Origin of the sequence: Sphingomonas sp. IBVSS2 (assembly GCF_002127225.1) — a bacterium.
GTDB lineage: Bacteria > Pseudomonadota > Alphaproteobacteria > Sphingomonadales > Sphingomonadaceae > Sphingomonas.
The window spans coordinates 109,412-124,749 of record NZ_NFUR01000002.1 but is presented as its reverse complement, the minus strand read 5'-3'; the positions used below and the strand labels follow the sequence as shown (position 1 = coordinate 124,749).

The window sequence follows — 15,338 nt, the reverse complement described above, 5'->3', positions numbered from 1 at the left end:
CGGTGGTGGGTTCGGATCAGCGCTGGAAGCGGATCGAGCAGACCGACTGGCGGCCTTCGGCGGTAGTGTGCCAGTTGCCGGTCCATTCGGCGCGCATGTTGCGGGCGGTGTCGCGGCACTTGCGCTCGGCGTCGGACTGGTTCCAGATCGGGCCGACCTCGATGTCGCGGATCACGCCGCCGGTGCCCCAGCCGCCGCCGTCACCGGGACGGCCGCCACCGGGGCGATCCCAGCCGCCGTCGCCGGGACGGCCACCGCCGGGACGATCCCAGCCGCCGCCGCCAGGACGGCCACCGCCCGGACGGCCCCAGCCGCCCTCGCCCCAGCCGCCATTGTCGCCCCAGCCGCGGGAACGGCGCGGATCGACGTCGGTGATGCGGTAGAGGAAGCGCGGCGGGCCCGAGCGCGGCACGCCCGAAATGTCGCCGCGGCGCAGGTCGAGGCGCACGCGCGCGCCGCGCGACGGATCGTAGAGGTTGACCGCGTCGCGGCTGCGGTCGGTCTCGTCGAAGCGATGGATGAGCGTGCCGTCGTCGGCGAACTCGACCCAGCGGCCCGGACGGGTCTCGACAAAGGCACCGCCGCCGCTGTGGCGAACGCGGCCGACATTGTTGCCGTCCACCCGCTGCATGGCGGCGGGCGCGGCGTAATTCGGCGCCGGCGCCGCCGAAGCGGTGGCGCTCAGCAGCGCCGCGGACAAGGCAAGACATGAAACTCGCAGGAACATGATGATTTCTCCCTCTGCTGCAACGGCGGGCCTGTTTTTGACCCTGTGGACACAACTGCGCAACGACACAGCAATGTGCAAAGTTGCGTGAGCCTTTCCGCTTGAACCGCGTTTGAACGGGTGACGCCTTTTTTCTGCAGCGTCGCGAGGTTGCGTATGCGTCCTTCGGCCCTGATCCTGCTCTCGCTTCTGCCGCTGGCGGCGCATGCCGGCGACGACACCGCACCTCCGCCCGCGCCCGCCGCCGTCACGCGCCTGTTCAACCATCTTCCCTATGGCGAGGCATCCGCCGCGGACCTGCAACCGGTGCCGGGCCTGGCGGGCTGCGTCATGGCGCGGGAGGCTGTGCCCGATGTCGAGCGGTTGCTCGCGGCGGCGCGGGCGGAGGGAATCGCGCTCGGCGCCCTGTCCTGCTTCCGCTCGATCGCCCATCAGCGCCGGGTGTTCTGCGCGGGGCTGCGCGATTGCGACGGCGAGGCGGCCTTGCGAGCCCGCTTCGTGGCGCCGCCGGGATATAGCGAGCACGCCACCGGCTATGCGATCGACTTTGTCCAGCGCGGCGCGAATTGCCGCGCCGTCGAGCAATGCTTCGCGCTGACGCCGGGCGGGCAATGGCTGATGCGCCGGGCCCCGGACTTCGGCTTCGAGCTCTCCTTCCCCGCGGGCAACAAGCAGGGCGTGGGCTGGGAGCCCTGGCATTGGCGCTGGGTGGGCACGCCCGCGGCCCGTGCCCGCTTCGCCGCCGCGCGGACGAACTTCCCGGCGCCTGCCGCCATTCCGCGCCAGCAAACCAAAACGGCGGCCGGACACGAAGTCCGGCCGCCGTCCCTGGAGACCGCGCCAGGAGGGGGAGATTACGCGGTCTCGACTTCGCGGGGGGAAGCCGCGAGCTTGTTGGCCACCTCGGCGATGCGGCGGCCCTGATAGCGGGCGCCGTCCAGTTCCACTTCACTCGGCTGGCGGCTGCCGTCGCCATCCGCGATCGTGGTCGCGCCATAGGGCGAGCCGCCCTTCACTTCGCCGACGCCGGACTGGCCCTGGAAGCCATAGTCCAGGCCGACGACGGTCAGGCCGAAGTGCAGCAGGTTGGTGATGATCGAGAAGAGCGTCGTCTCCTGGCCGCCATGCTGGGTGGCGGTCGAGGTGAAGGCGCCACCGACCTTGCCGTTCAGCTGGCCCTGGAACCAGACGCCGCCGGCGCGATCCCAGAACGAAGCCATCTGGCTCGCCATGCGGCCGAACCGGGTCGGCGCGCCGACGATGATGCCGTCATAGCCGGCCAGTTCATTGACGTCCTCGAGCACCGCATGGCTGTGGTCGGCGACGAAGCCCGCGGCCTGCGCCACTTCGAACGGCGCGGTCTCGGGCACGCGGCGCACATCCACTTCGGCACCGGCGCTGCGCGCGCCTTCGGCAACGGCATCGGCCATCTTGGCGAGGTGGCCATAGGACGAATAATAGAGGACCAGGATCTTGGACATGACGATTTCCTTCGAGTTCCCCTCCCGCTGGCGAGAGGGATTGGGGGAGGGGGTGATCAAAGCGGGAGAGCCGCGCGCCCTCCCCCTGCCCCTCCCGCGAACGGGAGGGGGGAAGTCGGTTATTCGCTGTCGACCAGGACGATCTCGGCATCCTCGATCGCGGTGATGACATAGGCCTTGCCGCTGGAGAGCGCGGCGCCGTCCCGGGCATTGACGGGCTCGCCATCGATCTCGATCCTGCCGACCGCGGGCACCAGATAGGCGTGGCGGCCGTCGCCCACTTCGTGCGTGACGCTCTCGCCGGCCTTCAGCGTGGCGCCGAGCACCCGGGCATCGGCCCGGATCGGCAGGGCATCCGCATCCTCGGCAAAGCCGCTCGCCAGGGTGACGAACCTGCCCGAGCGATCGCCCTTGGGGAAAGGCTTGGCGCCCCAGCTCGGCTGGCCGCCCCGCTCGCGCGGCATGATCCAGATCTGGAAGAGCGTCGTCGTCTCCGGCTCGAGATTATATTCGGCATGGCGCACGCCGGTGCCCGCGCTCATCACCTGGACGTCGCCGGCGCCGGTTCGGCCCTTGTTGCCCATCGAATCCTGGTGCGTGATCGCGCCCCGGCGGACATAGGTGATGATCTCCATGTCCTGGTGCGGATGCGGCGGGAAACCGGCGCCTGCGGCGATCTCGTCGTCGTTCCAGACGCGCAGCGCGCCCCAGCTCATCCGGCGGGGATCATAATAGTCCGCGAAGCTGAAATGATGCCGCGCATTGAGCCAGCCATGGTCGGCATGGCCAAGCGTTTCAAAGGGTCGTTTGTCGATCATGGGGTCTGAACCTCCTGTGTTGAGCAGGAAGATAGGCGGTCCGATCGCACGGTAAATGGAAACGTTGGAAACCGATCGTTTCCCAAGGCTTCCGTTCGAAACCAAGTCTGCTAGACTGGGCCGGCCCACCGCCGAAAGCAGCCGTCATGCCGCATGTGCTTCGTCGAATCCTCGCCCCCGCCCTCCTGCTCGTCCTGCCCGGCGCCGCACTGGCGCAGCAGGCCCCGGTGCCGACGACCTGCCCCGCCGCGACGACGCCGGATGCCGACGGGCAGAGGGATTTCGATTGGGAGATCGGATCCTGGACGACTCACCTCAAGCGCCTGAAGAACCCGCTCTCGGGCTCGACGACCTGGGTCGAATATAGCGGCACCAGCGAGGTGCGCCCGGTGATGGGCGGGCGGGCGAACCTCGTCGAGCTCAAGGTCGAGGGGCCGGCGGGCCGGATCGAGGGCGCCTCGCTGCGACTCTACAATCCGCAGGCCCGCCAATGGTCGCTGAACTTCGCCAGCGCCGGCGGAGGCGTGCTCACGCCGGCACCGATCGGCGCGTTCCACAAGGGCTGCGGCGAATTCTATGCGCAGGACAGCTGGGAAGGACGCGCCATCCTGGTGCGCTTCGTGATCGCGGACATCACGCCGAACTCGGCGCGGTTCGAGCAGGCCTTTTCAACCGATGGCGGCAAGAACTGGGAATTGAACTGGATCGCCGTCGACACCCGGCGGCCATGAACAGCGACAAGAGAAACGACGCATGAAACTTCCCGATTTCGAGGCCTGGGCCGTTTTCGCCGCGGTGGTGGAGCACCGCTCCTTCTCGGGCGCGGCCGACGCGCTGGCCGTGTCCAAGGCGACGGTGTCCAAGGCGATCACCCGGCTTGAGGCGCGGCTCGGCACCACGCTTTTCCACCGCACCTCGCGCCGGCTGACGCTCACCGACAGCGGGCGCGGCCTTGCCGAACATGCCCAGCGCATCCTGAGCGAAGGCGAGGCGGCGGAGGAAGCCGCCTTCGAATCCGCCAGCGCGCCCGCCGGCCTGGTCCGGGTCGCGGCACCGCTCACTTTCGGCATCCAGGCAGTGGCCCCGGTGCTCGCCGACTTCATGAAGCTCTATCCGGGCATCAAGGTGGAGTTGCGCCTGTCCGACGCATTCGTCGACATCGTCGGCGAGGGTATCGACATCGCACTGCGCATCGCCGAGCTTCCCGACAGTTCGCTGCGTGCCCGCCGCCTCGGGCCGATGGTGGCCCATATCGTCGGATCGCCGGCCTATTTCGATCGCGTGGGGCGGCCCCAGCATCCGGCCGACCTCGCCCGCCATGCCTGCTTCGTCTACACCAACACCGCCAATCCCGATGTGTGGCGCTTCCGCAAGGCCGGTGGAGAGGAAGCGGCGGTGCGGGTCGAAGGGCCCATGCGCACCGACAATGGCGACGCGATGCTGCCCGCATTGCGCGCCGGCCTGGGCGTGGCCCGGCTTCCCGAATTCATGGTCGGCGACGACCTGGCCAAGGGCAGGCTGGAGGCCGTGCTCGGCGAATGGTCGGCCAGCGCGGCCGGGCTCCATCTGCTCACGCCGCCCGGCACGCTCCGCCCCGCCCGCGTCGAGACGATGATCGCGTTCCTTTCCGAGCAGCTGAAGCGCACGTGTGGCGAAGTTCGCCTCGAAAGGACTCGACTCCGTAACGAGGATGAGTCCTCGCCTAGGTAGATTCCCTGCGACTCGTGGATTCAGGCCGGTTAGGGAGAAATTAACCTTTTGCCTTCAGACACGCTTAGGTTAATGAATCGCTCAGGGCATGCCTTTCATTGGGGCAAGGCAGCCTGCGGGCAAGGGGACTTTGACGATGCGCGTGCTGTTGATCGAAGACGAGCCGAGCACTGCCAAGGCAATCGAGCTGATGCTCACGACCGAGGGGTTCAACGTCTATACGACGGACCTCGGCGAGGAGGGCTTGGACCTGGCCAAGCTCTATGACTACGACATCATCCTGCTCGACCTGAACCTGCCCGACATGCACGGATATGATGTCCTGAAGAAGGTCCGCGTCGCCCGCGTGCAGACGCCGGTGCTGATCCTGTCCGGCATCAACGAGATGGATTCCAAGGTGCGCTCCTTCGGCTTCGGTGCCGACGACTATGTGACCAAGCCCTTCCACCGCGAAGAGCTGGTGGCGCGCATCCACGCAGTCGTCCGCCGCTCCAAGGGACACAGCCAGTCGGTCATCCGCACCGGCAAGCTGGCGGTGAACCTGGACGCGAAGACGGTCGAAGTCGACAGCGCCCGCGTGCACCTGACCGGCAAGGAATATGCGATGCTGGAGCTGCTCTCGCTCCGCAAGGGCACGACGCTCACCAAGGAAATGTTCCTGAACCACCTGTATGGCGGCATGGACGAGCCCGAGCTCAAGATCATCGACGTGTTCATCTGCAAGCTGCGCAAGAAGCTCAGCATGGCATGCGACGGCGAGAACTATATCGAGACCGTCTGGGGCCGCGGCTATGTGCTGCGCGAGCCGGACGGCATCGAGGAGGCGGTTTCGGCCGTCGCCTGACGCGACGGTTTCCAAGGGGGTTGGCGAGGCCGCGATCCGACGAGGATCGCGGCCTTTCGTTCGTCAGCGCCTGCGTCGTGCGATCGCATGGCGCTCCGCCGCCTCGAGCAGCGCGGCGAGGTCCTCGCGGCTGACGTCGAAGCTTTCGTGCGCCGCTGCGAGCGCGGCATCGATATCCTCGGGCAGGATGCGCGGATCGGCCGGCACCGGCGCCGGGCGATGCGGGTAGCTGTGGCCGGAGAAGCGGTGGAAGACGAGGCCGGCGACCACCAGCAGCGCCGCATTCAGGCCGCCCGGCACCAACGCCAGCCAATAGCCCTTGGCCAGCAGCTCGGGCCCGCCGAGCACGGCCAGGAGCGCGCAGCCGCCACCCGGCGGATGCAGCGAGCGTGTGGCCGACATGGCCAGGATCGACGCCCCCACCGCTACGCCGGCGGCGAGCGGACCATGGCCGAGCAGCTGCGTGGCGAGGATGCCGCACGCGATCGACAGGGTCGTGCCGCCGATCACCGGCCAGGGCTGGCCGAGCGGGCTGGAGGGCACCGCGAACAGGATCACCGCCGAAGCCCCGATCGGCGCGGCGAGCAGCAGCGCCGCATGGCTGCCGACGATCAGCGCGCTGACCGCTCCGGCCGCGCCGATGGCAAGCGAAGCTCCCAGCGCGGCAACGGCACGCTCCCGCCAATTGGTGCCGGACAGCTGGCGCAGGCGCAGCAGTCGATCCAGCCGCCCGATCGCAACCCGCATCCGCCCGCCTATTTCTTCACGAAGACCCGCGCGCCGCCCACCCAGGTCTCGAGCACCTGGGTGCCGCGCAGCTCGGCCGGCGAGGCGAGCAGCGGGTCACGGTCGACGATGATGAAATCGGCGCGCATGCCCGGCGCCAGGCGGCCGATCTGCTTCTCGGCAAAGCCCGCCCAGGCCGCGCCGGTGGTGAAGCCCGCCCAGCCCTGCTCGCGCGTCACCGCCTCTTCGATCCGCCAGCCGCCAAAGGGCTGGCCATTGGCGTCGGTGCGGGTGAAGGCCACGGCCCAGCCGGCCCAGGGATCGGGGCTCTCGACCGGATAGTCGGAGCCGAAGGCGATGCGGGTGCCGTCCTTGAGCATCGTCTTCCAGGCATAGGCGCCGGCCAGCCGGTCGGGGCCCAGCCGCGCCTCGGCCATCTTCATGTCGCTGGTCTGGTGGACCGGCTGCATCGACGCGATCACGCCCAGCTTGGCGAAACGCGGCAGGTCCTTGGGGTCGACGATCTGCGCATGCTCGATCCGCCAGCGGCGATCGTCCTTATAGGTATCGGACAGCACCTCCACCGCGTCGAGCACCTGCTGGTTGGCACGGTCGCCGATCGCATGGACCGCGATCTGGAAACCGTCCATCGCGCCGCGCGTCATCATGTTGAGGAGCTGGTCGTCGGTGAGGAAGCCCAGCCCCTTGTCACCCGGCGCGTCGCTATACGCCGCCTTGAGCCAGGCGCCGCGGCTGCCGAGCGCGCCGTCCGCATAGAGCTTGATCCCGCCCATGCGCAGCTTGTCGCCATAGAGCCAGGGCGTCGGCCCCTGCCCTGCCACCGCCAGTGCGGTCTCGACGCCGCTGGCATAGCTCATGATGCGGATCCGCAGCTGGCCCAGGTCCGCCATGCGGCGATAGGTGAGCCAGTCGTCCACGCTGGTGCCCATGTCGGCGGTGGCGGTGATGCCGAGCGACAGCAGCCGGTCCTGCGCGGCGAGGAAGGCGGCGTTGCGCTCGCGCGGGGTCTGCCGGGGCACGAACTTGTCGACAAGCGCGGTGGCGCCGTCGACGAACACGCCCGCGGGCGCCCCCTTTGCGTCCCGCTCGATGCGGCCGCCATTCGGATCCTTGGTCGCGGCGGTGACGCCCGCGACCTGGATCGCGCGGCTGTTTGCCCAGGCGGCATGGCCGTCGACCCGCTGCAGCCAGGCCGGCCGGTCGGACACCGCCTTGTCCAGCTCCGCCGCGGTGGGGAAGCGGCCCAGCTTCCAGGTCTCCTGGTTCCAGCCGCGGCCGATGATCCACTTGGTCGGGTTGGCATCGGCATAGGCCTTGATCTTCGCCAGCGCCTCGTCGAGCGACGTGGTCGCGGAGAGATCGAGCAGCAGCAGCTGCGAACCCAGCCCCATCACATGGCCATGCCCGTCGATCATGCCCGGCAGCAACGTCTTGCCGCCCATGTCGAGCTTCCATTCGAGCTTCTTCGGCCGCTTGTGCTCGCGGGTGAGCAGTGCGGTGATCTGGCCGTCGCGGTTGAACATTATGCCGTTGAAGCGGACCACATCGCCCTTTTCGTCCAGCGTCATGCCGTTGACGTTGTCGATCAGCCCGTCCGCCATGGCGGCGGCAGGGGCGAGGACGAGGGCGAGCGCGGCGAACAGCCGCAGGAGGCGCTTCAGCATGGGGCCAGGGCATAGGGCCTGTTCTCCCCGCGCGCCAGATACGGCGCCTTCCTGCCGCACGAACATGGCCTTCATCGCAGAAGCGTGGTTTCCCCCCGCCGCCAGATGGTCTAGGCGAGCGGAATCATGGCAAGCAAGACAGTCCCGGCGACCCAGCCGCTCCCCGTATCGATCGACGACGTCCGTGCAGCGCAGGCGCGCATCATGGGCCAGATCGTGCGGACGCCGACGCTGGTGAGCAAGACGCTGTCGGACCTGACCGGCGCGACGGTCTATCTCAAATTCGAGAATCTGCAGTTCACCGCCGCCTACAAGGAGCGCGGCGCGCTCAACACGCTGCTCCAGCTCGACGAGGCGGCGCGCGCCAAGGGCGTGATCGCGGCATCGGCGGGCAACCATGCCCAGGGCCTCGCCTATCACGCCACCCGGCTCGGCATCCCGAGCACGATCGTGATGCCGAAGAACACCCCGATCGTGAAGGTGACGCAGACCGAGCATCACGGCGCCAACGTGATCCTGGAAGGCGAGACGTTCGACGCCGCCTATGCCCATTCCCGCCAGCTCGAAGCCGAGCACGGCTTCACCTTCGTCCATCCCTTCGACGATCCGCGCATCATCGCGGGCCAGGGCACCGTCGCGCTCGAGATGGTCGAGGACGTGCCGGAGATCGATACGCTGATCGTCCCGATCGGCGGCGGCGGCCTGATCTCGGGCTGTGCCACGGTGGCCAAGTCGGAAGGGCGCGACATCGAAGTGGTCGGCGTCCAGGCCGAGCTCTACCCCTCGATGTACAACCGCATCCACCATACCGACATGCCCTGCGCCGGCGACACGCTGGCCGAGGGCATCGCGGTGAAGCAGCCGGGCGGCATCACCGCCGGGCTGGTCGAGGCGCTGGTCGACGACATCGTGCTGGTGAGCGAACGCCGCCTGGAGGAGTCGGTGAGCCTGCTGCTCCAGATCGAGAAGACGGTAGTCGAGGGCGCCGGCGCCGCCGGCCTCGCCGCCTTGCTGGCCGAGCCGCAGCGCTTCAAGGGCAAGACCGTGGGCATCGTGCTGTGCGGCGGCAATATCGATCCGCGGCTGCTCGCCTATGTGCTGCTGCGCGACCTGGCCCGCTCGGGCCGGATGGCGCGGCTGCGCATCCGCCTGCAGGACCGGCCGGGCGCGCTCTACAAGGTGGCGCAGATCTTCGAGCAGCTCTCGGTCAACATCCTCGAGCTGTCGCACCAGCGCATCTTCACCAACCTGCCCGCCAAGGGCCTGAGCCTGGACGTGGAGTGCGAAACCCGCGACCGCGACCATCTCGACCGGTTGATGACCGCGCTGCGCCACGCGCAATATGAGGTGCAGCTGGTCGAGCTGGCATAGGCCGGGCGCAGGGCATCCGGGCGGCCTGCGGTTCCCCGCGGGGAGCGGGCGAGATTCTATATTGCAAGCGCGGCTCCCCTCCCTGGAAGGGAGGGGTCGACGGTGGATGGGGTCCGGGCGATACTGCTGGCCGAGTACTGATCGCACCGTAACGCGGTCATCTACCCATCCCCAGCCCCTCCCTTCCAGGGAGGGGAGCACAGCCCGCGACTCAGCAGGACTCCTTCTGTTCCTCTCCAACCGGACGAAACGAATCGCACGCGCGACGAATTGAGTCGTCGCTGGATTCACACGATTCGCCGCAACCGGTATGATGGCCACACAGGACAAATTCCCCTTTTCAGGCAGCGGCTTACGCGGCCCGATGGTTAATGCCCCGGCTCTCCGTGAAACTGGTGAATCGTTAACCCTCTTTCATGGTAAAGCCGCTTTTCATCCTTCGCGAAGCACCGCATATTCAGCCCTGTCGGGTCATCGTATCGGCCAGAAGATAGGGGCATCAGGGGTGACTGCACTTTCCCGTTTTCCGCGGTTCTTCGTCACCAGCCCTTCCCCCTGCCCCTATCTGCCGGGGCGGCAGGAGCGGAAGATCTTCACCGAGCTTTCGGGACTGCATGCGGGCGAGCTGAACGATGCGCTGGGCCGCATCGGCTTTCGCCGCAGCCAGTCGGTCGCCTATCGGCCGAGCTGCGCGGGCTGCACCGCCTGCGTCTCGGTCCGCGTCGTCGCCGATGCGTTCAAGCCCAATGCCAGCCAGCGCAAGCTGCTCAAGCGCCATTCGGACCTGGAGATCACCGCCTGCAAGCCCTGGGCGACCGAGGAGCAGTTCGCGCTGCTCCACCGCTATCTCGGCGCGCGCCATCCCGGCGGCGGCATGGCGGCGATGGACGAGAACGACTATGCCGACATGGTCGAGCAGTCGCCGGTCAGCTCCTATGTGATCGAATATCGCGAGCCTTCGGTGGACGGCGCGCGTGGCCGGCTGGTCGGCGCCTGCATCACCGATCAGCAGGCCGACGGCCTGTCGATGATCTACAGCTTCTTCCTCGCCGATGACGACAGCCGCCCGGGCCTGGGCAACTTCATCATCATGGAGCACATCCTGCGCAGCCAGGCGGCGGGCCTGCCCTATGTCTATCTGGGCTATTGGGTGAAGGGCAGCGAGCGGATGGCCTACAAGACGCGCTATCGCCCGATCGAAGTGCTCGGCCCCAATGGCTGGTCGGTGCTGGAGGACGACGACCTGCACGTCGCCGCGCCGATCCAGGCGAACGCGGCCGCCTTCGCCTGATCCGGTTCCCCCCGCGCAGCCAGATTGCGGGGGAAGATCCTATTCCTCGCCTCCCAGCCGATCGACGTGCAGGTCCACGGCCAGTTGCTCCTGCCCCTGGCCGATCCGCATGCCGCCGGTCGCCGCGGCGCCGCTGGCGTCGAGCCCGATCGCGACGCGGACATAGCTCTCGTCGGGGCTGAGCCCTGTCGAGGGATCGAAGCCGACCCAGCCCAGCCCCTCGACATGTGCTTCCGCCCAGGCATGCGGAGCGGAGCGCGCGGCATCCTCGGCCCGATAGCCCGAGACATAGCGCGCCGGCACCATCAGGCCGCGGGCAGCCGCGATGAACATCTGGGCGACGTCGCGCGAGCTGACTTTCCCGCCCGTCTCGAACGCCTTCGATGCCGTGCAGCCGGCATCGGGCAGGTCGGGCACGCAGGGGAAACGCCGGTGGAGCGCGGCGTTGAAGGCATGGAGCCGCTCGAGCGTGTCGCCGGCCGTGCCGGCACTGTCCGCGGCGAAGACGAACAGCGCGTCGCTCGCCTTGGTGCGCGCCGTGCCGCGCAGGTAGAAGAGCGGCGGCAGCGGCTCGAGGGCGCCGCGCACTACGCCGCTCGCCTCGCGGGTGAGCACTTCGCCCGTCACCGTGATGTCGAGTGCTTCGATCGGTCCCTCGGCATAGAGCATCGTCACCATGTTGCCGAAGCCGTCGCCCGTATCGCGAAGGCGCGCGTCGCGATCCACGCCGACCAGCCAGCTCACCACCGTCTGGTCCTGCGTGTCGCACGGGGTGAGCCGCAGCATCTGGACGATGCGCGCCTGGGGCTCGCTGAAGCGATAGGTGGTGCGGTGCTCGATCGCGATCCGCATCAGATGAACCTGAACTGCCGGGCGATCGCGCCATCGAGCAGCGCATTCTCGCGGACGAACGCCTCCAGATGCTCGTGCAGGCCGGAGACGATCACCTCATCGGTCCTGGTCTTCTGCATCCGGGCCAGGCGGGCGCGGGCCATGCGGTCCGCCTCGCCCTGGAGCCCGGTGCGCTTGGCGAGCGCGTTGAGCAGCGCGACCACTTCCTCGACACAGGCCGCCAGGCTGCGCGGCAGCTCGGCGCGGCTGATCAGCAGGTCGATCACATTGGCCGGCTGGAGCCCGTCGTCATAGAGCCAGCGATAGGCGTTCACCGCCGAGACGGTCTGCAGGATCGTGTTCCACTGGTCGCGGTCGACCACGCCGCCGACCCGCTCGTCCTCGGGCAGGAGCAGATGGTATTTGACGTCGACCAGCCGCGCGGTGTTGTCCGCCCGCTCGATCGCGGCGCCGAGCTGGATGAGCAAGGTCGCCTCGTTGCGCATCATCCGGTGGATCGCGCCTTCGAAGCCGCGCGTCTCGCCCTTCACCTGCTCGAGCAGGTTGAGCGTCGCGGTGGCGCCGCCGATGGTCTGGCGGTTCTGGAAGAGTAGCCAGGCGCGGTTGATCGCCGTCCAGGCCTCGCGGGTGAGCGCGGTGCGCACCGCACGGGCATTGTTGCGCGCTCTTTCCAGGCAGCGGACGATCGAGCCGGGATGGCCGTCGTCGAGCGTGAGGAAGCGCGCGACATGGGCCTGGGCCATCTCCTGGCCGGTCGCGGCAAAGGCCTGGTCGGTATAGGTGACGGCGAGCGCGCTCTGCCACGCCGCGTCGCCGGCGGGACGGGCGGAGAGCGCGTCGAGGCGGATGGTCGCCTCGACCAGCCGGGCGATGAAGTCCGCCCGCTCGAGATAGCGGCCGAGCCAGTAGAGCGCCGCCGCGGTGCGGGAGAGCATCAGCATGGCAGCACCATTCCTCCCCGAGCTCGCTCGGGGAGGGGGACCGCACCCGCAGGGTGTGGTGGAGGGGCGCGCCGGTGTACCGGCGCGTACCGCGCCAGCCCCTCCACCAGACAAGCTGTGGGAGGATTTGAGCGGAAGCCTCCCCTCATGCCCCGTCGTCCAGCAGCACGAAGCTGTCCTTGGTGCCGCCGCCCTGGCTGGAGTTCACCACCAGCGAGCCTTCCCGAAGGGCGACGCGGGTGAGCCCGCCCGGCGCCACCCGCACGCCGTCGCTGCCGGTCAGCACGAAGGGGCGGAAATCGACATGGCGCGGCGCCAGGCCCTGTTCGGCCAGCGTGGGCACGGTGGACAGCGCCAGCGTGGGCTGGGCGATGTAGCGATGCGGCTCGGCGACCAGCGCGGCGCGGAACGCCTCGATCTCGGCCCGGGTCGCAGTGGGGCCGACGAGCATGCCATAGCCGCCCGATCCGTCGACCAGCTTCACCACCAGCTCGGGCAGGTTGGCGAGCACATAGTTCAGCGCATCGGGCTCGCGGCAGCGCCAGGTCTCGACGTTCGGCAGCCTGGCCTCGCCGCCCGAATAGAAGCGGACGATCTCGGGCATGTAGCTGTAGATCGCCTTGTCGTCGGCGATGCCGTTGCCCGGCGCGTTGAGGATCGCGACGTTGCCGGCGCGATATGCCGCCATGATGCCGGGCACGCCGAGCATCGAATCCGCGCGGAAGACCAGCGGATCGAGGAAATCGTCGTCGATGCGGCGATAGATGACGTCGACCTTCACCCGCCCCGCTATCGTCTGCATCCAGACGACGTCGTCGTCCACCACCAGATCCGCCGCCTCGACCAGCTCGACGCCCATCGAATCCGCGAGGAAGCTGTGCTCGTAATAGGCCGAATTGAAATGGCCCGGGGTGAGCACGACGCAGACCGGCCGGGGGTTGCCGCCCGGCGCGACCGACCGCATCGTCTTCAGCAGCATATCGGGATAGCTGTCCACCGGCGCCACGCGGAAGTCGCGGAACAGCTCGGGGCAGAGGCGGATCATCGCCTCGCGATTCTCGAGCATGTACGACACGCCGGAAGGCGTCCGGGCATTGTCCTCGAGCACGTAGAACTGGTCCGGCCCGGTGCGCACCAGGTCGATGCCGCAGATATGCGCCCACACGCCGTGCGGCGGACGGACGCCGTCGACCTCGGCGCGGAACTGCTCGTTGAGATAGATCAGCTCGGGCGGGATCACGCCTTCGCGCAGGATCCGCCGCTCGCCATAGATATCCTCGAGAAAGGCGTTGATCGCCTCGACGCGCTGGACCAGCCCTTCCGAAAGCCGCGCCCATTCGCCGGCCAGGAACACGCGCGGCACGATATCGAACGGGATGATCCGTTCCGCCGCGTCGCTGTCGCCATAGACGGCGAAGGTGATGCCCAGCTGGCGGAACGCGGCTTCGGCGGATTGCTGGCGGCGCTGCAGCTCGGCGGCGTCGGTTTCGGCCAGCCACCTCGAGAGCGCGGCGAACTCGGCGCGCGGACTGTCAGGCCCGCCATGCCCCCAGATTTCGTCGAACGCCCCGCGTGCCGCCATGCGCCTCCCATGTGCCGGCAATACCGACGGATCGCATGCTGCAACGCTTTGTTGCGTTGCACAAGGGGGCAGGCGTCATGCCGTCAGCCGGCGTATTTCACGCTGCAGCCATAGGGGCGCGTCTCGGGCACCGATACCGGCTTGCCCGCGCGCATCTCGGCCAGCGCCGCCAGCACATGGTTGCGCGCGCCGGCGATGTCCGCGACGTCGGCCGTCGGCCTGTCGTCGATCCCGCCCTTATAGGCGAGCCGGCCCTGGCCATCGATGATGTACAGGTGCGGCGTCGTCCTGGCGCCATAGCCCTTGCCGACCAGCCCCTTGGGATCGAGCAGATAGGCAGTGGGCTTCGCCTTCTCCGCCGCGACGAACTTCTGCGCCTCGGGCCCGGTCATGTGCCCCTGCAGGCCCGGCGCGCCCGAATTGATCGTCAGCCACACCACGCCCTGCGCGGTGGCCGCCGCCTGGGTCTTCTGCATGTTGCCGCTGCCATAATGCTTCTTCACGAAGGGGCAGCCGGGGTTGTTCCATTCGAGCACCACGGTCTTGCCGCGATAGGCCGAGAGGTCGACCACCTTGCCGTGCATGTCCAGGGCGCGGAAATTGGGAACCGCGGCGGCGACATCGGGCTCGGCCATCAGCGGCGCCGCAGCGGCCACGGCCAGGGCGGCCATTCCGGCCAGCATGCGGTTCCTCATCCTCGCGCTCCTCCTCTCGATCCTGCGGGGCTTGTATCACAACCCGTGGGAACGGTCAGTCCATCAGCTCGAAGTTGCAGTGGAGCCAGGTATCCTTGGTTCGCCCATCCACGGAGAGCAGCACCTGGCGGAGCGCATTCTCCCCGGCGTTCTGGACGACGAGATAACAGGAATCGCCGAAGGAATTGCACGAAGCGCCCGGGAAGGCCTTCTTGAACCCGGCGGCGTATTTGCCCAGCGGCCCGGGCAGGACGTGGATCACCGCGCTCAGCCCCGCCTGCAGCTCCGATCGGTCCAGGATCGCCAGCGGCTGCACGCCGAGAGCCTTTTGGCCGGCAGCATCATATTTGAAGGCCCTGGCGCAGGGATGGAAGCACATTTCCGGCCCGAGCTTCGTCAGGCCCGCAAGGAACTTCCGGCCTTCCTCCCGCGATGCCGGGCAAGGCGCGGCAAGGCTTGGGCTGCTCGCCAGGAGCATCGCGGCGCCGGCGGCAAGGGACAATATTCCACGCATCGCTATTCCACGCATCGTTCCACCTCCTCCAGAATTGCGATGGAGGAACCGGATGCCGGCCCGGCGGAACAGCGCTTTGCGACGAAGGCACACCACGATGC

16 protein-coding genes are annotated in these 15,338 nt (G+C 68.3%); 6 read left to right on the top strand and 10 right to left on the bottom strand.

Annotated features, from left to right (window positions below; genetic code table 11):
- Positions 1–16: 16 nt before the first annotated feature.
- Positions 17–727 (bottom strand): mannan-binding lectin, encoded by a 711-nt coding sequence (locus CAP40_RS06635; protein ID WP_179187957.1) that lies wholly within the window; start codon positions 725–727, stop codon positions 17–19.
- 156 nt (positions 728–883) lie between these two features.
- On the opposite strand from CAP40_RS06635, the gene CAP40_RS06630 reads away from it, so the two are divergent.
- Entirely contained in the window at positions 884–1,651 is a 768-nt protein-coding gene (locus CAP40_RS06630) for a M15 family metallopeptidase (protein ID WP_086128615.1), read from the top strand.
- Here the strand turns inward: CAP40_RS06630 and wrbA are convergent.
- Complete coding sequence (gene wrbA / locus CAP40_RS06625; protein WP_086128614.1) at positions 1,582–2,208, bottom strand: NAD(P)H:quinone oxidoreductase; 627 nt, start codon at positions 2,206–2,208, stop codon at positions 1,582–1,584. The genes CAP40_RS06630 and wrbA overlap by 70 nt on opposite strands.
- A 119-nt stretch (positions 2,209–2,327) precedes the next feature.
- The gene (locus CAP40_RS06620) at positions 2,328–3,026 is read right to left on the bottom strand and encodes a pirin family protein (RefSeq protein WP_086128613.1); all 699 of its coding nucleotides are present in this window, start codon (positions 3,024–3,026) and stop codon (positions 2,328–2,330) included.
- A 146-nt stretch (positions 3,027–3,172) separates the two neighbouring features.
- On the opposite strand from CAP40_RS06620, the gene CAP40_RS06615 reads away from it, so the two are divergent.
- The 3 genes from CAP40_RS06615 to ctrA all read left to right on the top strand — a co-directional run bounded on the left by CAP40_RS06615 (position 3,173) and on the right by ctrA (position 5,580).
- The gene (locus CAP40_RS06615) at positions 3,173–3,757 is read left to right on the top strand and encodes a hypothetical protein (RefSeq protein WP_086128612.1); all 585 of its coding nucleotides are present in this window, start codon (positions 3,173–3,175) and stop codon (positions 3,755–3,757) included.
- A 22-nt stretch (positions 3,758–3,779) separates the two neighbouring features.
- The gene (locus tag CAP40_RS06610) at positions 3,780–4,736 is read left to right on the top strand and encodes a LysR family transcriptional regulator (protein WP_086128611.1); all 957 of its coding nucleotides are present in this window, start codon (positions 3,780–3,782) and stop codon (positions 4,734–4,736) included.
- A gap of 136 nt (positions 4,737–4,872) precedes the next feature.
- Positions 4,873–5,580 carry a response regulator transcription factor CtrA gene (ctrA, locus tag CAP40_RS06605; protein WP_086128610.1) on the top strand — a complete coding sequence of 236 codons (708 nt, stop codon included), beginning with the start codon at positions 4,873–4,875 and terminating at the stop codon, positions 5,578–5,580.
- A gap of 63 nt (positions 5,581–5,643) precedes the next feature.
- On the opposite strand, the gene CAP40_RS06600 is transcribed toward ctrA, so the two are convergent.
- Together CAP40_RS06600 and CAP40_RS06595 are read right to left on the bottom strand one after the other, a co-directional pair.
- Entirely contained in the window at positions 5,644–6,327 is a 684-nt protein-coding gene (locus CAP40_RS06600; RefSeq protein WP_086128609.1) for an HPP family protein, read from the bottom strand.
- Positions 6,328–6,335: 8 nt separating this feature from the next.
- The gene (locus tag CAP40_RS06595; RefSeq protein WP_086128608.1) at positions 6,336–7,991 is read right to left on the bottom strand and encodes an amidohydrolase; all 1,656 of its coding nucleotides are present in this window, start codon (positions 7,989–7,991) and stop codon (positions 6,336–6,338) included.
- A gap of 126 nt (positions 7,992–8,117) precedes the next feature.
- Here CAP40_RS06595 and CAP40_RS06590 point away from each other — a divergent pair, with 126 nt between their 5' ends.
- Together CAP40_RS06590 and CAP40_RS06585 are read left to right on the top strand one after the other, a co-directional pair.
- Entirely contained in the window at positions 8,118–9,362 is a 1,245-nt protein-coding gene (locus CAP40_RS06590; RefSeq protein WP_086128607.1) for a threonine ammonia-lyase, read from the top strand.
- A gap of 505 nt (positions 9,363–9,867) precedes the next feature.
- On the top strand, positions 9,868–10,653 hold the full coding sequence (locus CAP40_RS06585; RefSeq protein ID WP_086128606.1) for an arginyltransferase: 786 nt from the start codon (positions 9,868–9,870) through the stop codon (positions 10,651–10,653).
- Between the two features lie 39 nt (positions 10,654–10,692).
- Here the strand turns inward: CAP40_RS06585 and CAP40_RS06580 are convergent, their stop codons facing one another.
- The 5 genes from CAP40_RS06580 to CAP40_RS06560 form a co-directional block, all read right to left on the bottom strand.
- Positions 10,693–11,505 carry a transglutaminase family protein gene (locus CAP40_RS06580; protein ID WP_086128605.1) on the bottom strand — a complete coding sequence of 271 codons (813 nt, stop codon included), beginning with the start codon at positions 11,503–11,505 and terminating at the stop codon, positions 10,693–10,695.
- Complete coding sequence (locus CAP40_RS06575) at positions 11,505–12,440, bottom strand: alpha-E domain-containing protein (RefSeq protein WP_179188058.1); 936 nt, start codon at positions 12,438–12,440, stop codon at positions 11,505–11,507. The genes CAP40_RS06580 and CAP40_RS06575 overlap by 1 nt, the downstream gene beginning before the upstream one ends.
- A 151-nt stretch (positions 12,441–12,591) precedes the next feature.
- Entirely contained in the window at positions 12,592–14,028 is a 1,437-nt protein-coding gene (locus CAP40_RS06570; RefSeq protein WP_086128603.1) for a circularly permuted type 2 ATP-grasp protein, read from the bottom strand.
- Between the two features lie 83 nt (positions 14,029–14,111).
- Complete coding sequence (locus CAP40_RS06565; RefSeq protein ID WP_086128602.1) at positions 14,112–14,723, bottom strand: redoxin domain-containing protein; 612 nt, start codon at positions 14,721–14,723, stop codon at positions 14,112–14,114.
- A 55-nt stretch (positions 14,724–14,778) separates the two neighbouring features.
- Complete coding sequence (locus tag CAP40_RS06560) at positions 14,779–15,252, bottom strand: hypothetical protein (RefSeq protein WP_144034251.1); 474 nt, start codon at positions 15,250–15,252, stop codon at positions 14,779–14,781.
- Positions 15,253–15,338: the final 86 nt, after the last annotated feature.